Origin of the sequence: Rhodococcus sp. 4CII (genome assembly GCF_014256275.1) — a bacterium.
GTDB classification, from domain to species: Bacteria; Actinomycetota; Actinomycetes; order Mycobacteriales; family Mycobacteriaceae; genus Rhodococcus_F; species Rhodococcus_F wratislaviensis_A.
Map to the genome: position 1 here is coordinate 3,427,518 of NZ_JACCFE010000002.1, position 26,838 is coordinate 3,454,355.

Annotated in this window: 25 protein-coding genes; 11 read left to right on the forward strand and 14 right to left on the reverse strand. The window is 68.2% G+C overall.

Annotation, left to right across the window (positions count from 1 at the left end; all coding sequences use genetic code 11):
- Positions 1–11 precede the first annotated feature (11 nt).
- The 3 genes from H0B43_RS16610 to H0B43_RS16620 are packed head-to-tail and all read left to right on the forward strand — an operon-like array spanning position 12 to position 3,286.
- Complete coding sequence (locus tag H0B43_RS16610) at positions 12–1,163, forward strand: sensor histidine kinase (RefSeq protein WP_185726926.1); 1,152 nt, start codon at positions 12–14, stop codon at positions 1,161–1,163.
- Positions 1,160–1,783 (forward strand): response regulator transcription factor, encoded by a 624-nt coding sequence (locus tag H0B43_RS16615; protein WP_185726925.1) that lies wholly within the window; start codon positions 1,160–1,162, stop codon positions 1,781–1,783. Before H0B43_RS16610 ends, H0B43_RS16615 begins: the two co-directional genes overlap by 4 nt.
- An 18-nt stretch (positions 1,784–1,801) precedes the next feature.
- Positions 1,802–3,286 (forward strand): adenylate/guanylate cyclase domain-containing protein, encoded by a 1,485-nt coding sequence (locus tag H0B43_RS16620; protein WP_185726924.1) that lies wholly within the window; start codon positions 1,802–1,804, stop codon positions 3,284–3,286.
- A gap of 90 nt (positions 3,287–3,376) precedes the next feature.
- Here H0B43_RS16620 and H0B43_RS16625 read toward each other — a convergent pair whose 3' ends face one another.
- From H0B43_RS16625 to H0B43_RS16640, 4 genes are read right to left on the reverse strand one after another with little or no spacing between them, the layout of a single operon-like run.
- Positions 3,377–4,729 carry an MFS transporter gene (locus H0B43_RS16625; protein ID WP_185726923.1) on the reverse strand — a complete coding sequence of 451 codons (1,353 nt, stop codon included), beginning with the start codon at positions 4,727–4,729 and terminating at the stop codon, positions 3,377–3,379.
- A gap of 13 nt (positions 4,730–4,742) precedes the next feature.
- The gene (locus H0B43_RS16630) at positions 4,743–6,317 is read right to left on the reverse strand and encodes an acyl-CoA synthetase (protein ID WP_185726922.1); all 1,575 of its coding nucleotides are present in this window, start codon (positions 6,315–6,317) and stop codon (positions 4,743–4,745) included.
- Positions 6,314–7,543, reverse strand: coding sequence for an acyl-CoA dehydrogenase family protein (locus tag H0B43_RS16635; protein WP_185726921.1), 1,230 nt, complete (start codon positions 7,541–7,543; stop codon positions 6,314–6,316). The genes H0B43_RS16630 and H0B43_RS16635 overlap by 4 nt, the downstream gene beginning before the upstream one ends.
- Before the next feature lie 35 nt (positions 7,544–7,578).
- A complete protein-coding gene (locus H0B43_RS16640) occupies positions 7,579–8,661 on the reverse strand; it encodes a phosphotransferase family protein (protein ID WP_185726920.1) in 1,083 nt (360 codons plus the stop codon).
- Between the two features lie 227 nt (positions 8,662–8,888).
- On the opposite strand from H0B43_RS16640, the gene H0B43_RS16645 reads away from it, so the two are divergent.
- On the forward strand, positions 8,889–10,202 hold the full coding sequence (locus tag H0B43_RS16645) for an MFS transporter (RefSeq protein WP_185726919.1): 1,314 nt from the start codon (positions 8,889–8,891) through the stop codon (positions 10,200–10,202).
- Between the two features lie 41 nt (positions 10,203–10,243).
- Entirely contained in the window at positions 10,244–11,788 is a 1,545-nt protein-coding gene (locus tag H0B43_RS16650; RefSeq protein WP_185726918.1) for an acyl-CoA synthetase, read from the forward strand.
- On the opposite strand, the gene H0B43_RS16655 is transcribed toward H0B43_RS16650, so the two are convergent.
- From H0B43_RS16655 to H0B43_RS16670, 4 genes are all read right to left on the reverse strand, one after another.
- Positions 11,764–13,020: an MFS transporter gene (locus tag H0B43_RS16655; protein WP_252189774.1), complete on the reverse strand. Its 1,257-nt coding sequence runs from the start codon at positions 13,018–13,020 to the stop codon at positions 11,764–11,766. The genes H0B43_RS16650 and H0B43_RS16655 overlap by 25 nt on opposite strands.
- A gap of 224 nt (positions 13,021–13,244) precedes the next feature.
- Positions 13,245–13,607 (reverse strand): PH domain-containing protein, encoded by a 363-nt coding sequence (locus tag H0B43_RS16660; protein ID WP_087561913.1) that lies wholly within the window; start codon positions 13,605–13,607, stop codon positions 13,245–13,247.
- Complete coding sequence (locus H0B43_RS16665; protein WP_185726917.1) at positions 13,604–14,605, reverse strand: YihY/virulence factor BrkB family protein; 1,002 nt, start codon at positions 14,603–14,605, stop codon at positions 13,604–13,606. The genes H0B43_RS16660 and H0B43_RS16665 overlap by 4 nt, the downstream gene beginning before the upstream one ends.
- On the reverse strand, positions 14,602–15,216 hold the full coding sequence (locus H0B43_RS16670) for a TetR/AcrR family transcriptional regulator (RefSeq protein ID WP_185726916.1): 615 nt from the start codon (positions 15,214–15,216) through the stop codon (positions 14,602–14,604). Before H0B43_RS16670 ends, H0B43_RS16665 begins: the two co-directional genes overlap by 4 nt.
- 110 nt (positions 15,217–15,326) lie before the next feature.
- Here H0B43_RS16670 and H0B43_RS16675 point away from each other — a divergent pair, with 110 nt between their 5' ends.
- Genes H0B43_RS16675 through H0B43_RS16685 form a run of 3 tightly spaced genes read left to right on the forward strand, consistent with a single transcriptional unit; the run spans position 15,327 to position 17,613 of the window.
- A complete protein-coding gene (locus tag H0B43_RS16675) occupies positions 15,327–16,193 on the forward strand; it encodes a crotonase/enoyl-CoA hydratase family protein (RefSeq protein ID WP_185726915.1) in 867 nt (288 codons plus the stop codon).
- The gene (locus tag H0B43_RS16680; protein ID WP_185726914.1) at positions 16,190–16,594 is read left to right on the forward strand and encodes a nuclear transport factor 2 family protein; all 405 of its coding nucleotides are present in this window, start codon (positions 16,190–16,192) and stop codon (positions 16,592–16,594) included. Before H0B43_RS16675 ends, H0B43_RS16680 begins: the two co-directional genes overlap by 4 nt.
- Before the next feature lie 41 nt (positions 16,595–16,635).
- Complete coding sequence (locus H0B43_RS16685; protein ID WP_185726913.1) at positions 16,636–17,613, forward strand: nitronate monooxygenase family protein; 978 nt, start codon at positions 16,636–16,638, stop codon at positions 17,611–17,613.
- Between the two features lie 68 nt (positions 17,614–17,681).
- Here the strand turns inward: H0B43_RS16685 and H0B43_RS16690 are convergent, their stop codons facing one another.
- From H0B43_RS16690 to H0B43_RS16715, 6 genes are read right to left on the reverse strand one after another with little or no spacing between them, the layout of a single operon-like run.
- On the reverse strand, positions 17,682–18,833 hold the full coding sequence (locus H0B43_RS16690; RefSeq protein ID WP_185726912.1) for an acyl-CoA dehydrogenase family protein: 1,152 nt from the start codon (positions 18,831–18,833) through the stop codon (positions 17,682–17,684).
- Positions 18,834–18,854: 21 nt separating this feature from the next.
- Complete coding sequence (locus tag H0B43_RS16695; protein ID WP_185726911.1) at positions 18,855–19,838, reverse strand: nitronate monooxygenase family protein; 984 nt, start codon at positions 19,836–19,838, stop codon at positions 18,855–18,857.
- Between the two features lie 24 nt (positions 19,839–19,862).
- Positions 19,863–20,504, reverse strand: coding sequence for a TetR family transcriptional regulator (locus H0B43_RS16700; protein ID WP_185726910.1), 642 nt, complete (start codon positions 20,502–20,504; stop codon positions 19,863–19,865).
- 10 nt (positions 20,505–20,514) lie between these two features.
- Entirely contained in the window at positions 20,515–21,276 is a 762-nt protein-coding gene (locus H0B43_RS16705; RefSeq protein WP_012691007.1) for a 3-hydroxyacyl-CoA dehydrogenase, read from the reverse strand.
- Between the two features lie 40 nt (positions 21,277–21,316).
- Positions 21,317–22,510, reverse strand: a complete 1,194-nt coding sequence (locus H0B43_RS16710) for a thiolase family protein (RefSeq protein ID WP_185726909.1) — start codon at positions 22,508–22,510, stop codon at positions 21,317–21,319.
- Positions 22,511–22,551: 41 nt separating this feature from the next.
- A complete protein-coding gene (locus H0B43_RS16715) occupies positions 22,552–23,352 on the reverse strand; it encodes a crotonase/enoyl-CoA hydratase family protein (RefSeq protein WP_185726908.1) in 801 nt (266 codons plus the stop codon).
- Positions 23,353–23,501: 149 nt separating this feature from the next.
- Here H0B43_RS16715 and H0B43_RS16720 point away from each other — a divergent pair, with 149 nt between their 5' ends.
- The 3 genes from H0B43_RS16720 to H0B43_RS16730 are packed head-to-tail and all read left to right on the forward strand — an operon-like array spanning position 23,502 to position 26,836.
- Positions 23,502–24,473: an NADPH:quinone oxidoreductase family protein gene (locus H0B43_RS16720; RefSeq protein ID WP_185726907.1), complete on the forward strand. Its 972-nt coding sequence runs from the start codon at positions 23,502–23,504 to the stop codon at positions 24,471–24,473.
- Positions 24,474–24,485: 12 nt separating this feature from the next.
- Positions 24,486–25,268 (forward strand): enoyl-CoA hydratase, encoded by a 783-nt coding sequence (locus H0B43_RS16725; RefSeq protein WP_185726906.1) that lies wholly within the window; start codon positions 24,486–24,488, stop codon positions 25,266–25,268.
- 8 nt (positions 25,269–25,276) lie between these two features.
- Positions 25,277–26,836, forward strand: a complete 1,560-nt coding sequence (locus H0B43_RS16730; RefSeq protein WP_185726905.1) for an AMP-binding protein — start codon at positions 25,277–25,279, stop codon at positions 26,834–26,836.
- Positions 26,837–26,838: the final 2 nt, after the last annotated feature.

A 26,838-nucleotide genomic window follows, 5' to 3' on the forward strand; every position in this document is an offset into this window, starting at 1 on the left:
AGCTGGGCGAGGTGCACCGCTCCCCTCTCACCCCCGTGTTCGCGGGACTCCAACTCGGACTGCACGCGCTGATCGCGGCGCTCTCTGCAGTCGTGATCTTGCGCGCCGTCCTCCTGGACGCGCCGCATGCGCCGGCGATCGTGGTGCTGTCGGTGGCGTTCCTCGCGGTGTACGCGGCGGGAGCGACGCGCCGTCTGCGCGGGGCGTGGTGGCTCGCTGCCCTGACGGCACTGTGGGTGGCGCTGATGTTCCTCGCCCCCGACGCCGCCTATCTCGCGTTCGGACTGTTCTTCCTCTACCTGCATCTGCTGCCGCGACGCTGGGGAGTCCTGGCGGTCGCGGCCGCGACAGTGGTGGCGGTGGTGGGGACCGGAATGCACCGCGGCTGGAGCGTCGCGGGTGTCGTGGGGCCGGTGATCGGTGCATGCGTCGCGGTCGCCATCGGACTCGGCTACCGGGCCCTGTACCGGGAGGCGGTGGAGCGGCAGCGTCTCATCGACGAATTGACCAGCACCCGAGCCGAACTCGCCGAACAGGAGCGAGCGGCGGGTTCCCTGGCCGAACGTGAGCGGCTCGCGCGCGAAATCCACGACACCGTCGCGCAGGGCCTGTCGAGCATTCAGATGCTGCTCCACGCCGTCGAACGCGCGGCCCCCGGTCACCCCGCGGTCGACCGCATCCGGCTGGCCCGCGAGACGGCAGCCGACAGCCTCGCCGAAACCCGGCAGCTCATCGGCGATCTCACACCCGCCGTCCTCGACGGGCAGTCCCTCGCGGACGCGCTCGCGCGGATCTGCACGCAGGCGCGCAGCGACACCTTCGACACCATCGCCGTCGTCGTGGGCGATCCGGTGCGGTTGCCGATGCCCGTCGAGGCGGCGTTGGTGCGGATTGCCCAGGGTGCGGTGTCCAACGTGGTCCGCCACGCGCACGCGTCCCGGATGGCGGTCACCCTCACCTACTACGAGGACGCGGTCCGGTTGGACGTCGTCGACGACGGCATCGGATTCGATGTAACACTCCTCGACCGCGAACCGTCGAAAGCGTTCGGGTTGAATTCCATTCGACGCCGTGTCGAGCTGCTCGACGGGTCGATGTCGGTGGAATCGGAACCTGGCCTGACCGCGGTCGCGGTGTCGTTCCCGCTCGAGGTCGGCGCATGATCCGACTGCTGCTCGCCGACGACCATGCGATCGTCCGCGCGGGCCTGCGCGCCCTCCTCGAGCACGAGGACGACATCGAGGTGGTCGGCGAGGCGGCGACCGCAGAGGCGGCGGTGGCGTTCTGCGCGACGACTCCGGTCGACCTCGTGCTCATGGACCTCCGGTTCGGCTCGGGCACGTCCGGCGTGGACGCCACCCGAAGCCTGCGGTCCCAGCCGGACCCCCCGCACGTGCTGGTCGTCACCAACTACGACACCGACGCCGACATCCTCGACGCGGTCGCGGCGGGCGCCGCCGGATATCTCCTGAAGGACACGCCCCCAGTCGAACTGCTCGCCGCCGTCCGGGCGGCGTCGGCCGGCGACAGCGCCCTCTCTCCGGCTGTCGCGTCGAAACTGATGACGCGGGTCCGCCGGCCCGCGACCAGTCTCAGCCCCCGGGAGATCCAGGTGCTGACGCTCGTCGCCGCCGGGCGATCCAACCGCGAGATCGGCAAGGACCTCCTCCTCTCCGAGACCACCGTCAAATCTCATCTCGTGCACATCTTCGGCAAGCTCGGCGTGAAGTCGCGGACGTCCGCCGTCGCCCGGGCTCGCGAGCTGGGCACGATCCCGATCTGACTGGTTTACGCTGGGAAAATGGACCCACCGGCCGTCCGTTACGTGGAGCGGGACGGGCATGCGCTGGCGTATCAGGTGGTGGGGGCGGGGGCCGCGGACGTGGTGTGGCTGTTCGAGATCAACATGCACCTCGACCTGATGTGGACCGACCCGCAGATCCACTACCTGATGGAACGGGGCAGCACGTTCGCGCGCACGGTGTATTTCCAGCAGCGTGGGCTGGGACTGTCCGACCCGGTCGAGCACCTGCCGACGCTCGAGGAGCAGGCCGACGACCTCGTCGCGATCATGGACGAGGTCGGCATGCGGCGGGCCGTGCTGGTCGGAGTGGCGAGCGCGAGCGGCGCCGTCGCGCTCGTCGCCGCCCGGTCACCCGACCGGGTCTCCGGTCTCGTCCTCATCCAGCCGTTCGCCGAACGACTCCTCGGCGGTGGCCACGACCCCGAAGGCTGGACCGGCGCCGAGCGGGACGCGTTCGTGACGGGGTGGCGGGCCGCGGCGCAGAACTGGGGGTCGGGGGCGACGGTGCCGCTGTGGGATCCCCAGGAGGATTCCCCGTTCAACCGTCGACTGATGGCGATGCTCGAGCGCAGTTCCGCCACCCCAACCGTCGCGCAGGCGCACATGGAGTGGATCTTCCGGCTCGATTTTTCCGACACACTGTCGTCGGTCCAGTGTCCCGCACGGATAGTGCTCGTCCCCGGCAGCCCGGTGCCGGTGCCCGCCGCGCGGTACGTCGCCGACCACATCCCGCGCGGAAGTTTTCACCTGCTGCCGCCCTCGCCGCCCGGCGCGTCGCTGGGGGAGGCGTGGAAGCCGATCATCGACCACGTCGAGCAGATGGCCACCGGAGGGCACCCGGAGCCCGACGCCGGCCGGTTCCTAGCCTCGGTGCTGTTCACGGACGTCGTCGGATCCACCGAGGTGCTCGCGCGGATCGGCGACGGTGCCTACCGCGACCTCCGCGCGGCGCACGAGTGGCAGGTGCGGGACGAGGTCGAGAAGGCAGGAGGCCGGGTTCTCAACGTCGCCGGGGACGGCACGTTCAGCATCTTCGACGGCCCGGCGTCCGCTGTCCACTGCGCGCGATGCATCGTCGACGGCGCCGAGGAGCTCGGGCTCGAGGTGCGGGCCGGAGTCCACACCGGGCAGGTGGAGCGGAACGGTCCGGACGTCAGCGGGATGACCGTGCACGTCGGTGCCCGCATCGCCGCGACGGCCGGCCCAGGCGAGGTGCTGGTGTCGAGGACCGTCCGGGATCTGGTGGTCGGATCGGGACTGCGGTTCGCCGACGCCGGGGAGCACGACCTCAAGGGGGTGCCCGACCGCTGGACCCTGTACTCCCTCACCGACGCCGCCCACGCGCCCCGGACGCTTCCGCGCCGGGCGCCCAAGCTCGGCATGATCGACCAGGCCATCCTGCGGACGGCCAAACGCGCACCGCAGGCGCTCCGCGCGCTCGTCGGCGCCGCCAACGCAAGGCAGCGCCGACTGTCGCGCTGATCTCCGCTCGGCGCGAAGTGTCCTCTTTGGAGGACTACAAGATGTGCTTGCCGCCATAGCGTTTCACTCACTGTTGCCACTCACGTCACCTCACACCCTCACGGTGGCTTCCCGGGCAGGCGACTGCTGGACGTCCGGCGACGAGTACTTCCGGAGGATCGCGAGGAGGCAGAGCAGCCCGATCGCTGCGGCGCCGGCGAGGAAGGCACCGACCCGCCAGGCGTTGGACGCATCGCCGTTGATGAGCAGCACCATGACCATCGGTGAGAAGCCACCGATGATGGCGGAGATCTGGTAGCCGAGGGAGGCCCCGGAGAACCGGATCTCGGGCGGGAACAGTTCGGCGAACAGTGTTCCCTGCGTTCCGGTCTGGAACGACATGACGATCACCGCGCCGAAGACGGCGAGCGCGAACGGCCACAGGGTGCCCTGGCTCGCGTGTCCGATCATGAGCCACATGGGAATTCCCCATAGCAGCATCCCGGTCGTGCCAATTCCGAAGATCAGCTTCCGGCCGTATATGTCCGAGAGGTATCCGGCCAGCGGGACCAGCGGAATCATCAGAACGCAGGCGGCGAGGATGAATCCGAGGACGGTGGATCGTTCGATCCCGAGGTACGTGGTGGCGAACTGCACGGAGCCGGTGATCATCGTGTAGAAGAATATGACGCCGATCGCGTTCGCTCCGGCCGCGGTGAGGACTGCGCCGGGGTTCTTGCGCAGCACCTGCAGGATTGGGGACTTTCGTGCCACCGGCGCCTGGGCCAGCTTCTTCGACAGTTCCTGGAACTCGGGCGTCTCCTCCAGGTAGCGGTGGATGAGGAACGCGACCGGGAGCATCACGAGGCTGATCCAGAACGGGATGCGCCATGCCCAGGCGAGGAACGACTCGGAGTCGAACAGCGCTGTGATGACGAGGAACACGACGTTTCCGAGCACGACGCCGATGGGCACCCCCAACTGTGCGAAGCTGCCGTAGAACCCGCGGCGTCCGGCGGGGGCGTTCTCGGTGGCGAGGAGGACTGCGCCGCCCCACTGCGCCCCGACCGCTAGGCCCTGGCAGATGCGCAGGGTCACGAGAATCGTGGGTGCGAGCCAGACGAGCTGAGTGTTGGGAACGAGGCCGATCAGTGAGGTCGCGACGGCCATCATCACGATGGCAGCGACGAGAACCGGCTTGCGGCCCACCTTGTCGCCGAAGTGGCCGGCGAGAACTCCGCCGATGGGCCGGGCTATGAAGCCGACGGCCACAGTTGCGAACGAGTTGAGTGCGGCGACAACCTGACTGTCGGTCGCGAAGAAAGTGGTGTTGAAGACGAGTGCGGCCGCCGTGGCGTAGATGAAGAAGTCGTACCACTCGAGCGACGTCGAAATGGCGGCGGCGAAGGAGGCTCGCGCGGCCCGGGGCTTTCCGGCGCGGCGTGTGGCGGAATCGGTGGACATGGTGGTCTCCTGCTCAGTCTTGGGCAATGGAACCGAATGTGTCTCGGAGAACTCGCTTGAGGATCTTGCCGCTCGGGTTCTTCGGCAGGGAGTCGGTGATGACGACGTACTTGGGCACCTTGTATCCGGCGAGTCGTCCGCGGCAGTGCTCGACGACGTCCTTCTCGTCGAGTTCGACGCCGGCGGAGGGAACCACCACTGCGCACACCGCTTCGATCCACCGCGGGTGCGGCACCGCGAACACGGCGGCCTCACCGACGCCGTCGAGTTCGTAGAGCGTTTCCTCGACCTCACGGGTGGCCACGTTCTCGCCGCCGGACTTGATCATGTCCTTCTTGCGGTCGACCACCCAGAGGTAGCCGTCGTCGTCGAGGTAGCCGAGGTCGCCGGAGTGGAACCAGCCGCCCGCGAATGCTTCCGCGGTCTTCTCTGGTTGCCCGAGGTAGCCGACGGTGGCGTGCGGGCTACGGTGCACGATCTCGCCCACCTCGCCGGCCGGCAGCGGTCGCTCGAACTGGTCGACGATCCGCGTCTCGACGTTCAGCGCCGGCTTCCCCGCCGAACCACCTCGCGTCTCCTGGTCTTCCGGCCCGAGAGCCGTTGCGAGCGACGCCATTTCCGTCTGCCCGTAGAAGTTCCACAGCCGGATGCCCGGCAGGCGGCGGTTCATCTCGCGCAGGATCTCCACCGGCAGTGGGGAGGCCCCGTAATAGCCCTTGCGCAGCGACCTCAGGTCGGTGCCGGCGAAGTCCGGGGACTGGAGCAACGAGATCCACACCGTGGGCGGGCAGAACAGGTTGGTCACCTGCTCCGCCGCGATGGTGCGGAGCAGCACCTGCGGGTCGGGACCGTCGACGATGATGCTTGTCGCGCCGAGATAGATATCGGTGCTGAGGAAGTTGTCGAGCTGGGCGCAGTGGTACAGCGGCAGCGCGTGCACCTCCACGTCTTCGCTGCTCATGCCACCGGTGACGATGCAGCTGATGTACTGCCACATCAGCGACCGGCTGGTGAGCATCGCACCCTTGGGCCGCGACTCGGTCCCCGACGTGTACATGATGCGGATGACGTCGTCGTCGGCAACGAATATCTCCGGCGGCGAGTCGTATTCGCCGTCCGTCCAGTCGTCCACCGATCTCCAGCCGTCCGGGACGGCGCCGCCGCTCAGCGGGATCGCCGCCCGCAGCCGGACCGTTCCCGACGACTCCGCGAGCGCCTGCTCGGCAGCGAGGACCAGAGCGGCCTCGACGACGAATGCGTCGGCTGCGCAGTCGTCGAGGATGTACGTGATCTCCCCTCCGGTCAGCATGAAGTTGATCGGGACGAGGACCACACCGAGCCGGGCTGTCGCAAAGTTCAGCACCGGGTACTGCCAGCAGTTGTGCGACAGCAGTGCGAGCCGGTCACCCGCCCGCAGTCCCTCCGCGTGCAGCGCCGCCGCCACTCGATCGATGACGGCATCGAGCTCGGCGAATGTCAGCCGCACGTCGCGGTGCACAACGGCGAGCTTGCCGGGGAACCGCGCCGCCGACCGGCGCGGGATGTCGCCGATGCACTGCTGCCGGGCGCGCGTCATGTCCTCGTTCACCCGCGGACTTCTTTCAGTACCGGGGTGGCGGCGAACTCGGCGCAGGCCAGGGAGCGGCGGTGCACCTGGTCGGGACCGTCCGCGATCTGCAGGAACCGGGCCTGCGCATACAGCACCGGCAGGATGGTGTCCTCCGACAGTCCGGCGCCGCCGAAGATCTGCATCGCATCGTCGACGATCTGCTTGACCGTCAGCGGAACCATCACCTTGGCGGCGGCGATGTCGTGGCGGGCCGCCTTGGTGCCCTCGACGTCCATCCGCCAGGCGGCCTTGAGCACCAGCAGCCGGGCGGCGTCGAGGTGGATGCGCGCGTCGGCGACGGTGGCCTGCACGACGCCCTCGTCGGCGAGGGGTCTGCCGAACGCAACACGGGTGCGGGCGCGTTCGGTCATCAGCGCGATGGCCCGCTCGGCCATCCCGATCAGCCGCATGCAGTGGTGGATGCGGCCCGGTCCGAGGCGGGCCTGCGCGACCGCGAATCCTTTGCCGCGCGGTCCGAGCAGATTCGCCTTCGGGACGCGGACCTTGTCGAAGGCGATCTCGCCGTGTCCACCCTCGTGGCGGTCGGTGAAGCCGAGCACCCTGGTGGAGCGGACGATGTTCAATCCCGGTGTGTCCATGGGCACCAGGACGATGCTGTGCCGGTTGCCGACCGGAGCGTCGGGGTCGGTGACGCCCATGACCATCGCCACCCGGCAGTCGTCGCGCAGGGCCGCGGTGGACCACCACTTGCGGCCGGTCAGCACCCAGTGATCGCCGTCGTCGGCGATCTCGAGGCGCACGTTGTTCGCGTCGGAGCTCGCGACATCCGGTTCGGTCATCGAGAAGCACGACCGGAATTCACCCGCGAGAAGAGGTTCGAGCCATTCCGACTTCTGTTCGTCGGTGCCGTAGAGGTGCAACAGTTCCATGTTGCCGGTGTCGGGCGGGTTGCAGTTGACCGTCTCGGGTGCGATCAGCGGGCTCCAGCCGGTGAGTTCGGCGAGCGGCGCATATTCGAGGTTGGTCAGCCCCGCGCCTTCCCGGGCGGGCAGGAACAGATTCCACAGGCCCTCGCGTTTCGCGGCGGCCTTGAGGTCGGCGACGATCGGCGGCGCCCCCCAGTGATCCGGCTTGGACGCCAGCTGTTCCTCGGCGATCCGCTCGGCGGGCAGCACCCGCTCCTGCATGAATTTCGTCAGCTTCGCCTGCAGTTCCAGCACTTTCGGGCTGTACTCGAATTCCACTTCCGTGGCTCCAATCTGTTTCGGTGATGCCGCGGTCAGCGGCGAAGCTCGGACACGGCCGACGCCGCGGCGAGGTCGAGTGCGCGCTGCAACAGCGGTCCGACCATGTCGCCGACATCGTCGAAACCGCCACCGACGGTGCCGCCCTGCGCGTGCCGGGCGGTGATGCCCTCGAGGATGACGGCGATCTTGAAGTCGGCGAACACCGTGTACCAGTCGATGTCGGAGATGTCGATGCCGCGCTGCGCGGCGTAACGGTCGAGAAGCTCCGCGCGGGTGGGGAATCCGTCGAGTCGCGCGAGGCCCTTGGTCACCGGGTTGTCGACCTCGCCGGGCTGGTCCCAGAAGCTCAGCATGATCCCGACGTCCGCGAGGGTGTCGCCGAGGGTCGCCATCTCCCAGTCCAGGACCGCGACGATCGTCCCGGCGTCGTCGCGGGACGCGAGCACGTTGTCGAGTTTCACGTCTCCATGCACGATTCCGGGAAAGCGACTGGTGGGCAACGCCCGGCGGAGCTTGTCCAGCAGCACGCCCACCTCGGGGCGGTCGGTGGTGCGCGAGGCCTCCCATTGCCGGGACCAACGGTCGAGTTGCCGTTCCAGGTAGCCGTCGGGGCGGCCGAAGGAACCCAGCCCGACCGCGTGGGGATCCACACCGTGCAACTCCGCGAGGGTGTCGGCGAGGGCCAGTCCGAGCCGCCGCCGGTCGTCCGGGGTCAGCGCCGACGCCTGCTCGACCGTCCCGACAGACATCCCGTCCACCAGTTCCATGAGGTAGAACGGCGCGCCGAGCACGGACTTGTCCTCGCACAGCAGCACCGCTTCAGGTACCGGAACGGCGGTTCCCGCCAGTCCCCGGATCACGGTGAACTCGCGCTTCATGTCGTGGGCGCTCGGCAGGACGTGCCCGTACGGGGGCCGCCGCAGGACCCACGTCCGGTCGGCGTCGGCGACCCGGTAGGTGGGGTTCGAGCGGCCACCGCTGATCAGTCCCGCCGACAACTCTCCCTGTACACCCCCGTCGAGAGCGGTGTCGAGGTAGGCGGCGAGGGCGGTGAGATCGACTGCCGAATCCTCCCGGTCCGCGTCGGTGTCCGCTTCGGCGTGGGACGTCGTCATCCGCTGCGTCCTTTCGAAATCTGAAGTGCAGCCAAACGCTCGTTCGGTTGCTGCCCATCATCGAACGAACGGGAGCTCGAAGTCAATATCCCGATATCGTGCAGTTCACGGCGGCACCGCGGTGAGAGAGAACGTCCGATCGAACCACTTGCCAATCGATCGTTCGCTTGCCATGATCCATCCGAAGTGATGCACGTCTCATCCGCCTCCGAAAGGTCAGGACACCTATGACGGACCAGTTGACCGGGTCTGCAGCCACCACCGAATGGCGGGCCGAAGACCGCGTGCGGGCACGCCGCGCCGCGGTCGCGGGCGGAGTCGGCACCCTGATCGAGTACTACGACTTCAGCCTGTACGGCTACCTCGCGATCGTGATGGCGCCACTGTTCTTCCCCAGCAGCGACCCGGCCACGGCCCTGCTGTCCGCGCTCGCCGTGTTCGGCACCGCCTACCTCATGCGGCCGCTCGGCGGCATCGTGTTCGGGCACTTCGGCGACCGATTCGGACGGAAGAAGGCCCTCCTCGCGACGCTCGTCTGCATGGGCCTCGGCAGCATGGCGATGGGATTCCTGCCCACCCATGCGCAGGCGGGCATCTGGGCCACCGTGCTTCTCGTTTTCGTCCGGATGGTCCAGGGCTTCTCGGCCGGCGGCGAGGTCGGCGGTTCCGCCACGTTCATCTCCGAATCCGCGCCGCGGCACCTCGAGGCGACCTACGGCGCCTTCACCCCGCTCGGCTCCACGATGGGATTCGCGATGGCCGCCGCGGTCGCGGGTACCGTGTCCGCACTCACCACCGACGCGCAACTCGAGAGCTGGGGGTGGCGGGTCCCGTTCCTGCTCGCGTTGCCGCTCACCCTGCTCTGCCTGTGGGCCCGCACCCGGGTCGAGGAGACCCACGGCGACGACGACGAGCCCGGACCGGCCCAGGCGCCGGTCGTCGCCGTCTTCCGGCGCCAGCCGCTCGCCCTCGTGCAGTCGGTCGGAATCAGTTTGGCGTGCAACGGAACCGCCTACGTCGGCCTCACGTACATGAGCATCCACCTCATGAAGAGCCTCGGTTACGAACGCACCCCCGTCTACTGGATCGCCACCGCTGTCATCGGAATCGTTGCGCTCGCAATGCCACTCGGCGGGATCGTCGCCGACCGGATCGGGCGGTTGCGGTTCACGGTCATCGGCCTGGCCGGTTTCGCGATCGTCACCTACCCCGCGATGGCCGTCATGCACCACAGTGTGTGGATCGCGGCGATCGCCTACCTGCTGATCATGGTCAACACCATCGGCACCCAGGTCGGCTCGTACACCCTGCTGCCGTTGCTGTTCGACAAGGACGTCCGCTTCACCGGCGTGGCCATGGGCTGGAACCTCGGCGTCGTCATCGCGGGCGGGACCGCCCCCTTCGTCGCCGTCTGGCTCGTGGAGAAGACCGGAAACATCCTGTCGCCAGCGCTCTTCGTCACCGTCGCCGCCGTCATCGGACTGATCGCCGTCGCCGGCGTCGCCCGGAGATCGAAGGTCGCGCAGGAGCAACTCGGCTGAAGAGATTCAACACCCGCGAACCATCACGAATTGGAGTAACCATGTATCCCGGCGCGCATGCTGCCACCACCCCCGACAAGCCCGCCGTGATCATGGCCGGCACCGGGCAGACGGTCACCTTCGCCGAACTGGAGTCCCGCTCGATCCGCATCGCCCGGCACCTGAACGCGCTCGGCCTGCGCCCCGGTGACCACGTCGCGGTGCTGGCCACGAACACTGCCGCGATCTTCGACGTCTACTGGGCGGCCATGCGTTCCGGGCTCTATATCACGATGGTGAACTGGCATCTCACTCCGCCCGAGATCGCCTACATCGTCGAGGATTGCGGTGCCCGGGCCGTCATCGTCGATGCCGCACTCGATGCGGTGGCGCGCGAGCTCCCCGTCCTCACCCCCGGCACCGAGCACCGGCTCGCGTTCGGGGGAACGATTTCCGGCTACGCCTCGCTCGACGACGCCGCGGCCGCGGAGTCCGACGTCCCGCTCCCCGACCAGCCGCGCGGGGCGGACATGCTGTACTCCTCCGGCACCACCGGTCGTCCGAAGGGCATCAAACCGGAGTTGCCCGCACGGCAGATCCAGGACCCGGGCGACACCATGACCGGGATGAACGCGACGGTGTGGGGAGTCACGCCCGACACCGTCTACCTGTCACCCGCCCCGCTGTATCACGCGGCGCCACTCCGCACCTGCGCGTCGGTGCAGGCGCTGGGCGGCACCGTCGTCGTGATGGACCGCTTCGACGCCGAGACGGCGCTCGCGTGTATCGAAAAGTTCCGTGTCACCTACAGCCAGTGGGTTCCCACCATGTTCGTCCGCATGCTGAAGCTGCCCCGGGACGTGCGCGAGCGATATGACATCTCCAGTCTGCGCGTCGCCGTGCACGCCGCGGCCCCGTGCCCGGTGGAGGTGAAACGGCAGATGATCGAGTGGTGGGGTCCGATCCTGTCCGAGTACTACTCCTCCACCGAACTCAACGGCATGACCCTGGTGAACTCGGACGAATGGCTCCGCAAGCCCGGAACCGTCGGCCGGGCCGCCCTCGGGGTCGCGCACATCTGCGGCGACGACGGGGCCGACCTCGCACCCGGCGAGGTCGGCACCCTGTACTTCGAGCGGGACACCCTGCCGTTCGAATACCACAACGCGCCGGAGAAGACCCGGGACGCACAGCACCCGCAGCACCCGACCTGGACCACGACCGGCGACGTCGGATACCTCGACGAGGACGGGTACCTGTTCCTCACCGACCGGAAGTCGTTCATGATCATCTCCGGCGGCGTCAACATCTACCCGCAGGAGATCGAGAACACCCTCACCGAGCACCCGGCCGTCCTCGACGTCGCGGTGATCGGGGTCCCCGACGAGGAGATGGGCGAAACGGTGCTCGCAGTGGTCCAGACGGTTCCCGGCGTGGCCGGTGACGACGCGCTGGCCGCCGAACTGCTGGGTCACGTCCGGGAACGGCTCGCCCGTTTCAAGGTGCCGCGGAATCTCGTGTTCAGCGACGACCTGCCGCGCACCCCCACCGGGAAACTGGTCAAGGGCACTCTCCGCGAGCGTTACTCCGCGGGTGTGACGGCCTGAGCCGTCGTTCGCCTGCGGTCGAGGACGACCGCGATGGTGAGAACGATCAGCCCGGCGACGCCGAGGAGTGCCCCGACCGCGGCCGGGGCGGTGTAGCCGTACCCGGCCGCGATCACGACGCCTCCGATCCAGGCGCCACCGGCGTTGGCGAGGTTGAACGCCCCGTGGATCAGCGTCGACGCGAGCGTCTTCGCGTCGCCCGCCGCGTCCATCAGCCGCGACTGGACGGACGGGAAGATGGCGGTCACCGCCACACCGATGAAGAACAGCACGATCAGCGCCGTCACCGGATTGCGAGCGGCGACGACGAACAGCGCGAGGACCGCGATGAGGGCGATCATGCACCCGAACAGCCCGGGGACCACCGCGTTGTCCGCGATCCGTCCGCCGATGACGTTGCCGAGGATCATTCCCGAACCGAACAGCATCAACGCGACCGGCACCATCGTCTGCGGCAACCCGGACACCTCGGTGAGCGTCGAGCTGATGTAGGTGTACACGGCGAACGAGCCGCCGAATCCGACCGTCGCGAAGATCAATGTCATCCACACCTGCACCCGGCTCAGCGCCCCGAGTTCGGCCACCGGGTTGCTCACGTGCACCCCGGCCAGCGGCGGGACGAGACGTGCCAGTGCGGCCAGCGTCACGATGCCGATGATCACCACGAGCACGAACGCGGACCGCCAGCCGAGGATCTGACCGAAGAACGCCGTCGCCGGCACCCCGACCACGTTCGCGACCGACAGGCCCATCATCACCGTCGCGACCGCCTTCGCGCGTTTTCCCGGCTCGGCGAGGTGCGCGGCGACCAGCGCCGCGACGCCGAAGTACGCGCCGTGCGGCAGCCCGGCGAGGAACCGGGCCGCCAGCAGCGACTCGTATCCCGGTGCCAGGGCCGTCGCGAGATTGCCGATGACGAACGTGGCCATCAACGCGATGAGCAATGTGCGCCGCTCGACGCGGGCGGCCAGCGCCGCGATCGTGGGCGCGCCGACGACGACGCCGAGCGCATACGCCGACACGAAGTGCCCGGCCACCGGCTCCGACACCCCGGTGCCCGCCGCCATCGCCGGCAACAGTCCCATGGACGCGAATTCCGTTGTGCCAATGCCGAACCCGCCGAGCGCCAGCGCCAGCATCGCGCCCCGCCGACTCGGCGACGGAAACCGCGGACGCAGAGAAGGGCGAGTGGCGACCGCGGGTTCGGTGAGCGCAGCGGAGGGTGGCGTCATGGCAGCAGGACTCCCATCGGGGCTGATCGTTGGGGCGGCGAGCACGAGTCGTTGGACTCACCTGACGAAAATGCCGGGCCGAGATCGTGGCAAACCGGCTCGTCCCAGTATGGGTGAGGTCGCAAGTGAATTAACAATCGAGTCGGGCGTGATTCCACTCACCGACGCTCGGACGCGGGCATCCCCATGACGTGGGCCGACGCAGCGGAGCGGAGCGATCTACGTCACGTGATGTGCTGGAGAATCACCGTGTGGACGTGGTGGGCCTTGTCCATGCCGCGGAAGTCGGCCTCGTACGTGGTCTGGGCGACGTCGACGGCGATGCTGCTGGAGGAGAAGAACTGGCCGGCCCACGACTTGTTGCTGAGGAACGAGACGGACCGGATGTTCTTGTACGGAATGGACGTGATCGCGGTGCGCTTCCCGACGAAGCTCTTGTCCTGAATGACGACGCGCAGATTCGTGATGGCGAGGAAGCCGGTGCCCGCGCCGATGCAGTCGTACACGGCGATGATCGTCTCACCGGGAAGGATCCCCTGCTGCACCTGCTTCAGTTGTTCCGACTTGTCGAAGATCGGATCGGTCACGGCTCCTCCTTCGACGTCGGTGTGGTCTCGTCCATCGTCCCAGAAAGTTCGTCGAACGTGACGTGGATTCCCTCGTGCGGAACCGCGCGCTGCGCCTTCGCCTGGTCGGTGAACGTCCGCTTGTCGCCGTCCGCGAGTTCGGTGTTGTCGGTGAACGGCACGAGCAGCGCCCGCGGGTGCAGCCTGTCGACGCGGACGACGTTGATCTCCACGCACACCACGATCGCCGCGGCGGCGAGGAACAGGAACGCCAGCAGTCCGAGCACGACGGCGAACACCCCGTTCGTCACCGACGCCGTACTCACCACCTTGCTCACGTAGTACGCACCGAACGATTGGAGCACCTGCCACAACACGGCAGCCGCGACGGCGCCGGGCGCGACGTCGGCGACCGACAGCGGGCGGGCGGTGGCGAGTCGGAATGCGAGGACGAAGATCGCGGAATTGATCGTGATCGCGGCGAGCATCAGGATCACGGCGAACGATCCGGACAGATGCGTCGCGGCGCCGACCGCGGCGACGGCGGCCGTGCCGAGCACGGCGAGCCCGATCGTGCCGAGCAACAGCAGACCCCGCAACCGGCCGCGGATCGGGTCGGGCCGCATGTTCCGGGGAACCGACCACGCCGTGTTCATCGCGTTCTGGCAGGCCAGTGCCACGCCGAGGCCGCCGTAGAGAGCACCGACCAGCCCGATCACCAGGCCCGTCACGCCGCCGCCGATCCGGTGCGGGTCGGCCAGGTCGGCTCCGATCACCGGGAACTGGCTCAGCGCCGAGTCGATGATGTCCTGCTGCAGGTCGGGACGCCCGGACAGCACGAACCCGAGCACCGTGGACAGCAGAAGCAGCAGGGGGAACAGCGAGATGAACCCGTAATACGCGATCAACGCCGCGAGATACACGCCCTGATCGTCGAGGAACTTGTACGTGACGGCGATCGGGAATCCCATCGCCGGGTACTTCTGCTGGAGAGCGTCGAGTCTTCTGGCGAATTTCATTGTGATCGGGCGACCGGTTTCACCATCGCGAGGGCCAGGTCGGCGTAGCGCTCGGCGAGTTCCTCGGGGGTCATCGGTCCGTCTGCGTGCCACCACGTGCACACCGACTGGCCCATGTTGATGATGCCGCGGACGGCGTCCCTCGGGTATTCCGTCCCGAAGTCGCCCTCCTCGACGCCCCGCTCGATGACGTCGCGGAACAGGTGTTCCTGCTCGTCGCGAAGAGCCACGACGAGCCGACGGCCGGCGTCATCGAGGCTGCGGATCTCGGTGGCACCGACCATCGCGTCCCGTTGCCGGGTGGTGTGGAACATGACCCAGGCCCGCACCAGCGACTGCAGCTGGTCGGCGGGGACGCCCCCCGACCGCAGCAGCGCACCGCGGGTCATCGCGATGGCGTCGTGGAGCGCGCGCACCATGATGTCCTGCAGAATCTCCTGCTTCGACGCGAAGTGGTGGTAGATCGATGCGACGGTGATGTCGGCGCCGCGGGCGATGTCGCGCATGGAGGTGCCGTGATAGCCGCGTTCGTTCATGTTCGCGACCGCGGAATCGAGGATCACCTGCCGCCCGGTGCCCGTGCTCACCGCGGCCACCTTTGCAGCGCACATCCCTCGGTCTCCGTCCCCGCTTCACCCATCACACGATCGCTCCCAGCGTAGTGCGTCCCGTCACAAAACCCGCTCTAGCGATCGTTCGGTAACAATGTCATGCTGGGTCGGTGGAGCACATCGAACTCGACGTCGCCGACGGCATCGCGACGATCACCCTCAACCGCCCCGACCAGCTCAACGCCTTCACCACCACCATGGAGAACGAGCTGATCGCTGCCTACGACCGGTTCGACGCCGACGACGCCGTGCGGGCGATCGTCGTCACCGGAGCCGGACGAGCGTTCTGCGCGGGTGCCGACCTCACCGCGGGCGCCGACACGTTCGGACAGTGGCAGGACGAGCAGGGGGAGGACGAGAGCGCCGACGCCCGCCGCGACGGTGGCGGCCGCGTGGTGCTCCGGATGTTCGAATCCCGCAAACCGATCATCGCGGCCATCAATGGGCCGGCCGTCGGGGTCGGCATCACGATGACCCTCGCGGCCGACTTCCGGCTCGCCGCCGACGACGCCCGCATCGGATTCGTCTTCAACCGCCGCGGCATCGTCCCCGAATCCTGCTCCACCTGGTTCCTGCCGCGCCTCGTCCCGCTCCAGACCGCCCTCGACTGGGTGTACTCCGGCCGGGTGTTCCCCGCCGCGGAAGCTCTCGACGCAGGCCTCGTGTACAAGCTGTATCCCCGCGAGTCCCTGCTCGACGAGGCCTACGCCCTGGCCCGCAGCCTGACCGAACACTCCGCCCCCGTCTCCGTGGCGCTGTCCCGGCAAATGATGTGGCGGGCGCTCGGCGCCGAGCACCCGATGATCGCGCACCGCGTCGAGACCCGGGGGATCAACATCCGCGGCATCGGCCCCGATGCGAAGGAGGGCATCTCCGCCTTCCTCGAGAAGCGGCCCGCCGTCTTCCCCGACAGCGTGCGCGACGACCTGCCGGACGTGTTCGGCGACGACCTCCCGACCCCGGCGTTCCGCGGATGACCGCCACGACGCCGAGGCGTCCCGACGTCGTCGAAGCATGGCACCGCGTCGTCGACAACCGCGACCTCGCCGCCCTCGACGCCCTCGTGGCCGAAAACGCCGTCTTCTCCTCCCCCGCGGTCTTCACTCCGCAGGAAGGCAAGTCGAAGGTCCTGGCCTACCTCGGCGCCGCCCTGACCGTCTTCGACGGCACCGGCTTCCGGTACGTCGAGGAGTGGTACGGCGACCGTTCGGCGGTGCTGGAATTCGCCACCGAACTCGACGGCGTCCACGTCAACGGCGTCGATCTGATCCACTGGAACGACCGCGATCAGATCACGTCGTTCAAGGTGATGATTCGACCCGTGAAAGGCCTCCAGGCTCTCATTCCCCGGATGGCCGCCCAGCTTCCCCAGACGTAAAGCACTGCACCGTAATCAGATACCGCATCGAGGAGAGATTCGTGAGCCTGCCCCCCATTCTGCAAGACCGGCTTCGCCTGCCCGTGGTCGCGTCGCCGATGTTCATCGTCTCCGGACCCGATCTGGTGATCGCCCAGTCCACCGCCGGCATCGTCGGGTCCTTCCCCTCCCTCAACGCGCGACCGCAGCCCGTCCTGCGCGAGTGGCTCACCCGCATCACCGAAGAACTCGCCAAGCACGACGCCAACAACCCCGAGACCCCGTCCGCCCCTTACGCGGTCAACCTGATCGTGCACAAGAGCAACGACCGACTCGACGAAGACCTCGCCACCGTGGTCGAGTTCCAGGTGCCCATCGTCATCACCTCCCTCGGCGCCCGCACCGACGTCAACGACGCCGTCCACAGCTACGGCGGGATCGTCCTCCACGACGTCATCAACAACAAGTTCGCGAAGAAGGCCGTCGAGAAGGGCGCCGACGGGCTCATCGCCGTCGCCGCCGGTGCGGGCGGGCACGCAGGCACCCTGTCACCGTTCGCGTTGATCCAGGAGATCCGCGAATGGTTCGACGGCCCTCTCCTGCTGTCGGGCTCGATCGCCCACGGCCGCTCCGTCCTCGCCGCCCGGGCCGCAGGCGCCGACCTCGCCTACATCGGCTCCGCGTTCATCGCCACCGAAGAAGCCAACGCCGACGCCGGCTACAAGCAGATGATCGTCGACTCCACCGCCTCCGACATCGTCTACTCCAACCTGTTCACCGGCGTGCACGGCAACTACCTGCGCGGCAGCATCGAGGCCGCCGGACTCGACCCGCACAACCTCGCCGTCTCCGACCCGTCCGCCATGAACTTCGGCGTCGGTGAGGACGCCGATACCGCCGCGAAGTCGGAAGCCAAGCCGTGGCGCGACATCTGGGGCGCCGGGCAGGGCATCGGGGCCGTCGACGCGGTCGTCCCGGTCGCGGACATCGTCGAACGCCTCACCCGCGAGTACGCCGACGCGAGGGCGTCCCTGGGATAGGCGCTTCGCGCCCGTGCGCCTTTCTGGTTGTTCCAGCTACCAAAAAGGCGCACGGGCGGCGGAGCCGCCTACCCTGCCGCGATGTCGCGACCGATGATTTCCTTCATGATCTCGGTGGTTCCGCCGTAGATCGTCTGGATGCGGCTGTCGACGTAGGCGCGGCCGATGGGGTACTCCATCATGTAGCCGTAGCCGCCGTGCAACTGGACGCAGCGGTCGACGACGCGTTTCTGCAGCTCACTGGCCCACCACTTCGCCTTCGACGCGTCGACGGCGGTGAGTTCGTCTGCGTTCAGGGCGAGTACGCACCGGTCGATGTGCGATTCGGTCACCTCGATCTCGGTGAGCATCTCCGCCAGCGCGAACCGGGTGTTCTGCAGATCGCCGATCGGCTTCCCGAACGCCTTCCGCTCGAACACATAGTCCCGGGTCCACCGGTATGCGGCCTTCGCCGCGGCGATCGCGTTGACCGCAATCGAAATACGTTCGAGGGGCAGGTTCTCCATGAGATGGACGAAGCCTCGCCCCTCGGTGCCGAGCAGATTGGCCGCGGGCACCCGGACGTCCTCGAACACGAGTTCCGCGGTGTCCTGGCCGGCGAGACCGACCTTGTGCAGCTTGCGGCCCCGGCTGAAGCCCGGCATGCCCCGCTCCACGACGAAGAGCGAGAATCCCTTGGACCCGGCGTTCGGGTCGGTGCGCGCGACGACGATGATCAGGTCGGAGTGAATACCGTTGGTGATGAACGTCTTCTGACCGTTGATCACCCACTCTTCGCCGTCCCGCACCGCGGTGGTCTTGATGCCCTGCAGGTCGCTTCCGGTGCCGGGCTCGGTCATCGCGATCGCGCCGATCACCTCACCCGCGGCCATGCCGGGCAGCCACCGCTGCTTCTGCTCGGCGGTGCCGAGCCCCACGATGTACGGGATGACGATGTCGTCGTGCACGCTGAGCCCGGACCCGAACGACGTGGTCGCGGTGCGGGCGATCTCCTCGGCGGCGACATACCGGAATCGGTAGTCGGCGACGCCGGAGCCGCCGAACTCCTCCGGCACGGCGAGACCGACGATCCCGGACTTTCCGGCCGCCAGCCATGCCGAGCGGTCGATCAGCCGGTCGGACTCCCACTGTTCGTAGTTCGGTTCGATCTCGCGGGCCAGGAACTCGCGCACGGTCTCCCGATACGCTTCGTGATCCTTCTCGAAGATAGTGCGCTGCATGGTTTTTCTCCTACCGAAGGGTCACGCGCTGACGGGCACGGACAGGCCGGCGAGGCGTTCTGCGATCAGCGCCTCCGCCTCGTCGACGATGCGTTCGACGAGTTCACCGGCAGTGGGGATGTCGTGGATGAGGCCCTGGACGGTGCCGACGGTCCAGATGCCCGCGTCGGGGTCGCCGTTCTCGAACACCGTGCGCCCGCGGGCACCGGCGACGAGCTCACGGACGTCCTCGAACTTGCCGCCCCGATCGAGGATGTCCACCACCTCGCGGCTCACGGTGTTGCTCGCGACCCGCGCCGTGTTGCGCAGCGGCCGGAAGATCAACTCGGTGTCGGTCTCCGTGCCGGCGACGATGGCTTCCTTGATGTTCTGGTGAATCGGCGATTCGGCGGTGCACATGAAGCGGGTGCCCATGTTGATGCCGTCGGCGCCGAGCGCCAGCGCCGCGACCAGCCCGCGTCCGTCCGCGAACCCGCCCGACGCGACCATCGGGATGGTGATCTGTTCGGCGGCGGCCGCGATGAGCACCAGCCCGGGGATGTCGTCCTCGCCGGGGTGTCCGGCGCATTCGAAGCCGTCGATGCTGATGCCGTCGACGCCGCTGTCCTGGGCCTTGATCGCGTGCCGGACGCTGGTGCACTTGTGCAGCACCTTCACGCCGGCGGCGTGGAAGTCGGGCAGGTGCGGGGCGGGGTTGGAGCCGGCCGTCTCGACGATTTTGATGCCGGACTCGATGATGACCTGCCGGTACTCCTCGTACGGCGGCGGCGTGATCGCCGGCAGGATCGTCAGGTTCACGCCGAAGGGCTGGTCGGTGAGCTCGCGGGTGCGGGCGATCTCCTTGGCGAGGTCCTCGGGAGTGGGCTGAGTCAGTGCGGTGAGCAGGCCGAGCGCACCGGCGTTGGCGACGGCTGCGACGAGTTCGGCGCGACCGACCCACTGCATGCCGCCTTGCACGATCGGGTGGCGGACGCCGAAGGTCTGAGTGAACGCTGTGGAGAGCATGGGACGGCTCCTCTGGGGCAACAGTCAGTGAGCGGGTAGATACCCGACGGTGTGGAGGGCGATGTCGACGTAGCGCTCGGCGACCTGCGCGGGGGTCAGCGCCCCGCCGAGTTGGTACCACCGCGGAATCGACTGGAGCATCCCGAGGAGAGCGCGCACGGTCTCGGGGACGTTCCGGCTGTGGAACACGTCGCGGTGTACGCCGTCGCCGACGAGATCGATCATCATCAGTTCGAGACGCTTTCGGGTCGCGGCGTAGCGACTGCGGCTGTCGGCGGAGACGTGCCGCAACTCGGTGTCGAGAGAGACGTGCCGCACCCGGTGCGTCATGTACAGGACGATCGCCTCGACGACGTTGACGAATTGCGCCACCACGTCGTCGCCGGCGTCGCGGGCGGCCGCCTCGGCGCGCTCGTTCAGCTCGCGCATCTGCAGTTCGAACAGGGCCACGAGAACGGCTTCCTTGCTCTCGTGGTGGTAGTACAGGGCGGGGACGGTCACCCCGACACGACGGGCGATCTGACGCACCGTCGTGCCGTGGTAGCCGTTCTCGTTGAACAGTTCCAGCGCCTGCTCGAGGATGGGTGTCAGCGGCAGGGCCTCGAAATTCCGCCAGTCGGCGTATGCCGATTCCGCGGTCGTCGGCCCGTCCTCGTGCAGAGTCACAGGTCGCCGATCAGCGCGGTGCCATGCGGATGGCGCCGTCGAGGCGGATTGTCTCGCCGTTGAGCATCGGGTTCGACACGATGTGCGCGGCGAGTGCGCCGTACTCGGACGGGTCACCGAGACGCGAGGGGTGCGGCACCTGGCCACCGAGGGACTGCTGGGCGGCCTCCGGCAGGGAGCCGAGCAGCGGCGTCTTGAACAGGCCGGGCGCGATCGTGTTGACGCGGATCAGCAGCGACGCGAGGTCGCGGGCGATCGGCAGGGTCATGCCGACGACGCCGCCCTTGGACGCGGAGTACGCGGCCTGACCGATCTGGCCCTCGTAGGCGGCGACGGAGGCGGTGTTGATGATGACGCCGCGCTCGCCGTCGATCGGCTCGTTCTTCGAGATGCGCTCGGCAGCAAGGCGGATCACGTTGAACGTGCCGATCAGGTTGACGGTGACGATCTTGGTGAAGTCGGCCAGCGGGAACGCGCCGTTCTTGCTGACGGTTTTGATGGCGTTGCCGATGCCGGCGCAGTTCACGGCGACACGCAGCGGTCCGAGAGACTCCGCGACGTCGAGCGCGGCGGCCACGTCGGCCTCGCTGGTGACGTCGCCCGCGGCGAAGCGGACGCGGTCGCCGAGTTCCTTGGCGACCGTTTCACCGTTGGACGAGGGCAGGTCGACGATGACGACGCTGGCGCCGTCGGCGAGCAGGGCCTTGGTGGTGGCCAGGCCGAGGCCCGAGGCGCCACCGGTGACGAGGGCGACGCTGTCGTTGACGATCATGTGTATACCTTTCGAAGACAGTGTTTTTCGGGAGTGAGAGTCAGATGCGTTCGATGATGGTGGCGTTGGCCATGCCCGCGCCCTCGCACATCGTCTGCAGGCCGTAGCGTCCGCCGGTGGCCTCGAGGTTGTTGACCAGGGTGCTGAGCAGTCGGGTGCCCGACGAGCCGAGCGCGTGGCCGAGCGCGATGGCGCCGCCCCACGGGTTGAGCTTGGCCGGGTCGGCGCCGAACTCGTGCGCCCACGCCAGCGGCACCGGTGCGAACGCCTCGTTGACCTCGTAGGCGTCGATGTCGTCGATGCTCAGCCCCGACTTGGCAAGGATCTTCTTAGTCGCGGGGATCGGCGCGGTGAGCATGAAGACCGGGTCGTCACCGGCCACGGCGAACGAGTGGAAGCGGGCCCGCGGGGTCAGACCCAGCTTCGACGCCATCTCCTCGCTCATGATCAGCGCCGCGGACGCACCGTCGGTCAGCGGCGACGAGTTGCCCGGGGTGATGTGCCACTGCGCTTCCGGGAACCGGGCCGCGTACTTCTCGGAGTAGAACGAGGACTTCAGACCGGACAGTCCCTCGGCGGTGGTGGAGGCGCGCACCGTCTCGTCGACCGTGTGCGTGACCGTCTCACCGGCAGCGTTGGTGACCGAGATCGGGACGATCTCCTTGTCGAACAACCCCTTCGCCAGGGCGTCTGCGGCACGCTGATGCGACTGTGCGGAGAACGTGTCGAGGGTGTCGCGATCGAACTTCCACTTCGCGGCGATCAGTTCCGCCGAGATGCCCTGGTTGACAAGACCTTCGGGGTAGCGGGCCGCGATGCCCGGGCCGGACGCGTCCTGCCCGAGGGTGGTCGTGCCCATCGGGACGCGGGACATCGACTCCACACCGCAGGCGATGACCATGTCGTAGGCGCCGGCGATCACGCCCTGCGCGGCGAAGTGCGCCGCCTGCTGGCTCGAACCGCACTGGCGGTCGACGGTGGTGGCCGGCACAGACTCCGGGAACCCGGCCGACAACAGTGCCGTCCGGGAGATGTTGAGGGCCTGCTCGCCGGCCTGGCCGACACAGCCGCCGATGACGTCGTCGACCTGTGCGGGGTCGATACCGTTGCGTTCGACGATGGTGCGCAGCACGTGCGCGAGCAGTTCGACAGGATGCGTGCCGGACAGCGCACCGCCCGGCTTGCCCTTACCGGAGGCGAGGCGGACGACGTCCACGATGACAGCGTTGGTCATGATGTTCCCTTTCGATTGTGTGCGGCTGCGCCGCCCGTGGGTCAGCGGCCTTGCCAGACCGGTTGGCGCTTCTCGGCGAATGCCGTGGGCCCTTCTTTGGCGTCTGCGCTGGTGAAGATGGTCGCGATGGCGGCGGTGTTCGCCTCCCATGCACCGTTTTCCCAGTCGGGTTCGGTGGCGGTGCGGTGGATCATGGCCTTCGATTCACGCACCGACAGCGGGGCGTTCGCCGCGATCTGCTCCGCGAGTTCGAGTGCGACAGCCAGAGCGGTGCCGGACGGCGCGACCCGGTTGACGAGACCCAGTTCCTTGCCCTGCGCGGCCGTGATCGGCTCGCCGGTCAACGCGATCTCCAGCGCGACCTTCTTGGGGATCTGCTGTTGCAGGCGGATCACCCCGCCCGCGGCGGCGAAGAGTCCGCGCTTGACCTCGGGCAGCCCGAGTTTCGCCTCCTCGTCCACGACCGCGAGGTCGCTGGCGAGGACCAGTTCGGTGCCGCCGCCCAGGGCGAATCCGTTGACCGCGGCGATGGTCGGCTTACTGATCCAGTGCTGCGCGTAGCCGGCGAATCCCCATTCGGGGTGGCCCTCCGCAGCAATGTTTCCGCCCGTCGCGAGAGCCTTGAGGTCGGCGCCCGCGCAGAAGGCCCGGCCGGATCCGGTCACGACGACCACCCGCACGTCGGGGTCGTTCTCGGCCTGCTCGAGCAGAGTCCCGACTGCGGTCGACAACGCACCGTTCACCGCATTGAGCGCCTTGGGGCGGTTCAGCGTGATGATGCCGATGCCTCCACGCCGTTCCCACAGCGCGGCCGCCTCCGTCGTCTCGGTCTGTTCTGGCACGTCTCACCCTCCGCCTTCGACATGATTACTGATCGCTCGTTAAAGTTAGTACCACGGCGTCGCAGGCACGGTCAATGGCCGAGATTATCTAGCGCCCGTTCAGTTGGGTCTGGTATGGATATTCAGGGACCGACGGAGGAGATCACCACGTGTATGCCCAGCAATTGACCGCAGTATCCGGCCCCGCCGGAGTGCAACTCGTCGAGATCGACGAACCCGACGGAACCGGTCTCGTCGTCGTCGACCTCCACGCCGCCGGGGTGTCGTTCCCCGATCTGCTGCAGACCACCGGCAGCTACCAACTGGTCCGCGAACTGCCGTTCGTGCTGGGCGTCGAGGGCGCCGGAATCGTGCGCAGCGCACCCGCGGGCAGCGGCATCGACGCCGGCCAGCGGGTGGCCGTACTCGCGACGGACGGCGCATGGCAGCAGACCGTCGCGGTGAAACCCGACTCGGTGTTCCCGCTCCCCGACTCGGTGTCCCTCGAGGCCGGCGCCGGTTTCCTGATGAACTACCTCACCGTGCACTTCGCGCTCGACGAACGCGCCCGGTACCGCGCCGGTGAAACCGTGTTGGTGCACGGCGCCGCCGGCGGTGTCGGAGTCGCCGCGCTGCAGGTGGCCGCCGCGCTGGGACTCGAGACGATCGCCGTCGTCAGCACCGAGGAGAAGGCCGAGATCGCGAAGGCCCACCGCGCGACTCACGTCGTCCTCGTGGACGGCTGGAAGGACCGGGTCCGCGACCTCACCGGTGGCCGCGGGGTCGACATCATCCTCGACCCGGTGGGCGGCGATCGCTTCACCGACAGTCTTCGGAGCCTCGCACCCAACGGCCGGCTCGTGGTTCTCGGTTTCACCGGCGGTGAGATCCCCACCGTCAAGGTCAATCGGCTTCTCCTGCGTAACATCTCGGTCCTCGGCGCCGGCTGGGGCGAGTACGTGCGCACCAACCCCGGTTACACGGCCCGGCAGTGGTCGACCCTGGGGCCGCTCCTCGAGTCGGGCGCACTCCGGATCGCCGAACCGACCACCTACTCGTTCGAGCACGCCGGCGACGCACTGCGAACACTCGAAACCCGTTCCGCCACCGGCAAGATCGCCCTTTCCGTCCGCCCTTCCTGACAAAGGATCCCCATGAGCTCCGACATTCCCGGCGTGGACACGACCGTCGACGACGGCGTCCTGCGCGTCACGCTGAACCGTCCCGCCCGTATGAACGCGGTCACCACCGAAACCCTCGACGCCGTCGCCGACAGTTTCGACAAGTACGCGGGCGACGCCGCGGTCCGTGTCGCAATCCTCACCGGTACCGGCCGTGCCTTCTGCACGGGCGCGGACCTGGGTGGTGAGAACATTTCCGGGCCGCCGGACTCCGCGACCATCGATGCGGCGAATCGCACTGCCGCCGCGATTCGCGCGTTCCCTCGACCCGTGATCGGCGCGGTCAACGGTCCGGCCGCCGGTGTCGGCGTCTCCCTGGCGCTGGCCTGCGACCTCACCGTCGCCACCGAATCGAGCTACTTCCTGCTCGCGTTCGCGAAGGTGGGCCTGATGCCGGACGGCGGCGCCACCGCGCTCGTCGCGGCGTCGGTCGGTCGCGCCCGCGCGCTGCGGTTGGCGCTCCTGGCCGAACGACTCCCCGCACGTGAGGCACTCGCGTCCGGGTTGATCGCCGACGTGTTCCCCGACGACGAGTTCGCCGCATCCGTCACCGCCCTCACCCGCCGACTCGCCGACGGACCGTCGGAGGCGTTCCATCTCACCAAGGACGCCGTCAACGACGCGACCCTCATCGAACTCGACAACGCATTCGACCGTGAACGCACGGGGCAACTCGAACTCCTCGCCGCCGCGGACTACCGGGAGGGCGTCGCGGCGTTCCTGGAGAAGCGGCCCGCAGTGTTCGGCCGGGGATGAGCGCCCCGATGACGGCGGCGTCGCACGCGCAACCGTTCGCGTCCCGGCGTGCACACTGGGCCAATCATGTTGCCCGGCACGCCTTCGCGAAACCCGATGCGGTTGCGCTGCGATTCCGGGGCGCCTCCACCACCTGGCGTGAGCTCGAAGACCGCAGTGCCCGGACCGCCGCGGTCCTCGCCGCCCGCGGTGTCGGCCCCGGCGACCGCGTGGTGCTGCTGCTGACCAATCGCCCGGAGTTCCTCGAGGTGATGCTGGCCGCCAATCGCCTCGGCGCGATCGCCGTTCCGGTCAACTTCCGGCTCAGTCCCGGCGAAGTGCGGTTCATCGTCGCCGACAGCGACGCCACCGTGGTGGTCGTCGAGGATTCGCTCGCCGGCCTCGCCGCCGAGGTCGACGGCACGGTGCCCGTCCTGGTGGTCGGGGACGCCGCCGACGACGTCGCGCTCGACACACTGATGCGGGCCGCCGATCCTGGCCTTCCGATCGCGGACGTGGCGGAAGACTCCCCCGCCGCCATCATGTACACCTCCGGCACCACCGGACGCCCCAAGGGCGCGGTGCTGTCGCATCTCAATCTGCAGGCACAGGCGCTGACCCTCATCCGCGGGTGGCGACTGTTCGACACCGAGTCCGAGGTCAACCTCGTCTCGTCGCCGCTGTTCCACATCGCCGCCCTCGGCAGTGTGGGGCCGTTCCTGCTGATCGGCGCCACCGTCGTCATCCACCCGACGGGCGCGTTCGACGCGACCGACGTGCTCGACTCGCTCGAGCGGGAACGGGTGACCAGTGTGTTCATGGTGCCCACCCAGTGGCAGGCCATCCTCGACGGCGTCGGTGCGGGCGGCCGGGACCTCGCGCTGCGGGTACTGGGATGGGGCGCCGCGCCGGCCACCGCCACCCTGCTCGACCGCCTGTACGCCGCGTTCCCCGACGCCGCGATCGTCGCGTTCTTCGGCCAGACCGAGATGTCGCCCGTGACGTGCATGCTCGACGGCAAGGACGCCGTGCGCAAGATCGGGTCGGTCGGAAAACCGATCGACACCGTGGCGATGCGTGTGGTCGACGAGGCGATGAACGACGTGGCCCCGGGCGAGATCGGTGAGATCGTCTACCGCGGAACGGGACTCATGGAGGGATACTGGCGGAACCCGGAGGCCACCGCCGACGCGTTCGACGGTGGCTGGTTCCACTCCGGCGATCTCGTGCGGGTCGACTCCGAAGGCTTCGTGTACGTGGTGGATCGCAAGAAGGACATGATCATCTCGGGTGGGGAGAACATCTACTGCGCCGAGGTGGAGAATGCCCTGGCCGCCCACCCGGACATCGTCGACGTCGCCGTGATCGGGCGGTCCGATGAACGCTGGGGTGAGGTTCCCGTCGCCGTCGTCGTCCCACGGGCCGGGACGGTTCTCGACGTAGAGGTGCTCGAGAAGTGGCTCGACGGCCGGGTCGCCCGCTACAAGCGGCCCAAGTTCGTCGAGATTCTGCCGCAACTGCCCCGCAACGCCAGCGGAAAGGTGGTCAAAGGTGTTCTGCGCGAACAGTTCGGCACCGTGAGCCGCTAGAG